This is a genomic window from Phyllobacterium sp., from assembly GCF_037994425.1.
In the GTDB taxonomy this organism is placed as follows: domain Bacteria; phylum Pseudomonadota; class Alphaproteobacteria; order Rhizobiales; family Rhizobiaceae; genus Phyllobacterium.
In genome coordinates, this window is the sequence record NZ_JBBNAM010000441.1 from 1 (window position 1) to 3,832 (window position 3,832).

The window sequence follows — 3,832 nt, forward strand, 5'->3', positions numbered from 1 at the left end:
GCGCATGGGACTTTTGACTATGGGGACCTTCCATCAGCGGCGCGGCGACCAGTCGCTCCTGATTGGCGATGGCGCACCGATATACTCGGCTGCCGAACCACAGGGTGCCGACGTGCCGGCTGACGGCAAACCGCCATCCGCCGTCTGGGGCCGCGTATTTGGGGCGCAGAGTGATCTTGGTGCGGATGCATCACTGAGCGTCGCCGGGTTCGAAATCGGCCCCGCGTTCGACGGGAATTATTGGGGGCTGCAGGTCGGCAGTGATATCGTCGGCATCGAACACGAAAATGGCCATATCGACCGGTTTGGACTGTTCTATACGCACGGCGAAGCTTCCGGCGACATCAGCGGCAATGTCCTGGGTCGCATCAATCTGGATGCCGGCAGCCTCGATCTCAACGAAGACAGCATTGGCGCATACTGGACGCGCACCTCGCCAGACGGCTGGTATCTCGATGTCGTCGCCAAGTACGGATGGCTTAACGGCACCAGTCAGTCGAATCGCGGGATCGAATCCGACGTTGACGGGACCAGTCTTGCCGCCTCGGCTGAAACCGGTCTGCCGTTTACGATCGCCAAAGGCTGGACTATCGAACCGCAGGCACAATTAATCTGGCAACGCATCGATTTCGATGACACTCATGATCCGTTCTCCGACATCACCCACGATTCCTATGATGCGTTCACGGGTCGCCTGGGGGCACGCCTCCAATATACGACGGGTCAGGCTTTGGCGCATGTCGGGCTTAATCTGTGGCACGGATTCTCGGCCGATCAGACAGTTACCTTCAACACAACCCCGTTGGTGACGCAAACCGAGGGAACCTGGCTGGAGCTCAACGGTGGGGGAGCCTACCAGATCAGTGAGAATCTTGCCGCCTTTGGCGACCTCAGCTACTCCTTCGACGTCGACGGTGCTGACAACAATTCTTTCGGCGGCGAGATCGGCTTTAAGGTAACGTGGTAAACGGTTCCAATGGGTGACTGGCGCATGTGCGCCAGTCCATCACTGAAAACTCCAGCGCAGAAATCATCTCATGAAGCGTCTTACCGCCTACGTCATTGACGGTCACCACATGCGCATCCGAGCGGCGCCGGTGGAGCGGGAGTGGATGGATGACACCAATCAACGCTTCGCCTACCGGTGCCTGCCACTCAATATTGCCAATACCCACGGCTGGGAAATCCTGTGTAGCAATGCGTTTTCGGCTATCTGGGACGGCGGCTCCGGCCTCGACGCGATACGCATTAAGTCAGCATCGGGCATAGCTCCGCCTGCCATCAGCCATTTCGGGGATGGCATTCTGACATTTCATGTTCCTTGTCTTTTCCGCACCGAGCCTGGCGTGGACCTATTCGTGACCGGCCCCATCAATCGGCCCAAGGATGCAATAGCACCGCTATCGGGTATCATCGAGACAGATTGGTCACCCTACACGTTCACCATGAACTGGAGGTTCACGCGGGCGTATCAACGAGTGTATTTCGGCAGCGATGAGCCATTCTGCCATTTCTTCCCTCTCGGCCGTGGAAGCCTCGAGACTCTTGTTCCAGACATGCGCAATCTTTCTGAGAATCCGGAGCTCGAACAGGAGTACGCGACCTGGATGGAGAGCCGCAACACGTTCAATACGACGCTTGCGGATCCAGCCTCGAAAGCCGCACTGGAGAAATGGCAGAAATCCTATTTCCGGGGTGTAGGGCCATCGGGGGCACCGGGTGCGCATGATCATCACAGCCGATTGCGGCTGCGGCCGTTTACAAGCGAATGATTGATCCGGCCATTCTGGGAGACGACTTCGGCGACTGCTGATGAATACACGAGTTAGTGATCCGCATGGCACGCGGCCTCCGCTGTTCCAACTGGCGTCCCGTGCTGTACGACGGCTACTGCACGAATATTTAAGAAGATTCGATCACGATGAACTAGTCGTATCCGTCGGCGAACAGCGGCAGACAACCGGCCCACCGCCGCATGCAACGAATGATCTTCATATCTGTCGATCTCGAACATGACCGGACCAACTCCATGCCACTTCTCATTGATCCTGTTATTGCGCTCTTCATATGCCTCGGGCTCGGTTACCTGTTGGGCAAGTTGAAGGTCGGCCCTGTTCAACTCGGAGGGATTTGCGGAACGCTTTTCGTAGCTTTGGCACTGGGGCAGTTCGGCGTTCGCATAAGTACTGACCTCAAGAACACTGCATTTGCACTATTCATATATGGGCTCGGCTTCACCGCTGGACCTCAGTTCTTTGCCAACATCCGTGGCGGGTGGCGTTATGGAATCTTTTCGATTATCGAGATCGTCTGCGTCCTGATGTTGTTGGCACTATCGATCGTTATCTTCCGGCTGGATATCGGCACAGCCGTCGGACTGTTTGCCGGCTCGGCAACAGAATCGGCTGTGATAGGCACGGCATCCGAAGCGATCTCGCGCCTTGCCCTTAACAATGACACAATCGTGCAATTGCAGGCCAACATCGCCACGGCCTACAGCCTTACCTATCTGTTCGGCCTGGTATCCATCGTCGTCTTTACGACACAGATCGCACCGTTGATTCTGAAGGTCGACCTTAGAAAGGAGGCTCAAGAACTCGCGCGCAAGCTCGGATCAGCCGATGATGACGATGATCAGATCGAGGGGCTGCCGGTGTTTGTCGGGCGTGCTTTTCGAGCCGGTTCGGTTGGCGGCCACACGATCGGTGAGTTTGAAAAAAGTCGCAATTGGGCAGTTACGATTGAACGCGTACAACGCGGTGACGAACTTCTTGAAACATCCGTCGAATTCATGCTTAAGCCCGACGATATTGCTTTCGTCCGGGGACGTCGCAATGCTGTAATTGCTGCACGTGACCGGTTCGGTGATGAGGTGCCCGTGCCGCAGGACACCAGCTTTGCACTTACCTCTCGCGACGTTGTCCTGATGCGCAAAGAAGCGTTCGGACGTCAGATTCGGCAACTGAGACAAATGGCCGGGCCGGAAATGCAACGTGGACTCTTCATATCCGGCGTGCGCCGGATGGGACAGAGCATACCTGCGCTGTCGGGCACGATCCTGCAGCAAGGCGACATCTTGACCCTTTATGGACCCGATCAGGTGGTGGCGCAGGCTGCGGGCGAACTCGGCAAACCGCTTCCTCCGGGTGACAAGACTGATTTCATGTTCCTCGGACTCGGCGTTGTTATCGGACTTCTCATCGGGCATCTTAATTTCAAGGTTGGCGCGCTGGAGCTGACTCTCGGCTCAGGCGGCGGGGCACTCATCGCGGGCCTCGTCTTTGGATGGCTCAATATGCGCAGTCCCAGCCGCGGCGGTCTGCCAGCTGCCGCCGGCGAATTTGCCAAGGATTTTGGTCTTGCCGCGTTCATTGCTGCGATCGGTCTCAGCGCCGGGCCAGATGCGATCAAGCTCGTCAAGCAATATGGCCTTATTTTACCAGTCCTTGGGATGCTGGTATCTGTCCTACCGGCGGCGTTGTCGCTCTTCGTCGGTTCGAAGCTGATGAAAATCGAAACTCCTATCCTTCTTGGCGTCATTGCCGGCCAGCATTGCAGCACGCCAACCATCAGCTCACTCGTTTCCCGGGCTGGTAACTCGATCCCTGTCATTGGTTACACGGTGACCTACGCAATCTCAAATGTGCTACTGCCTTTGATGGGCCCAGTCGTGGTAGCATTAGCAGCTACATTAAGCTATTAGCCCCGGCAGGCCTGGTCATCGCCATAACATTTCTTCGGAGTATCGCAGTATCTAAGTTCCACGGACGATCGGCTAAATTCCTCTGCTAAAAAACTGAAATTACAGCCGAAATTCGGTATCAATGACCTC

Annotated in this window: 3 protein-coding genes; all 3 read left to right on the plus strand. The window is 56.3% G+C overall.

Annotated features, from left to right (window positions below; translation table 11 throughout):
• Positions 1-967: autotransporter outer membrane beta-barrel domain-containing protein (locus tag AAAB35_RS29130; protein WP_340671822.1), on the plus strand; the 967-nt coding region annotated here is incomplete at its 5' end.
• A gap of 70 nt (positions 968-1,037) precedes the next feature.
• Positions 1,038-1,772, plus strand: coding sequence for a DUF6065 family protein (locus AAAB35_RS29135; protein WP_340671823.1), 735 nt, complete (start codon positions 1,038-1,040; stop codon positions 1,770-1,772).
• Positions 1,773-1,984: 212 nt separating this feature from the next.
• Positions 1,985-3,703: an aspartate-alanine antiporter gene (aspT, locus tag AAAB35_RS29140; RefSeq protein WP_340671824.1), complete on the plus strand. Its 1,719-nt coding sequence runs from the start codon at positions 1,985-1,987 to the stop codon at positions 3,701-3,703.
• Positions 3,704-3,832 lie beyond the last annotated feature (129 nt).

Bases quoted from the DNA above. Each gene is read 5' to 3' on its own strand.
- AAAB35_RS29135 (WP_340671823.1), top strand. From the start codon at position 1,038: ATGAAGCGTCTTACCGCCTACGTCATTGACGGTCACCACATGCGCATC.
- aspT (WP_340671824.1), top strand. From the start codon at position 1,985: ATGATCTTCATATCTGTCGATCTCGAACATGACCGGACCAACTCCATG.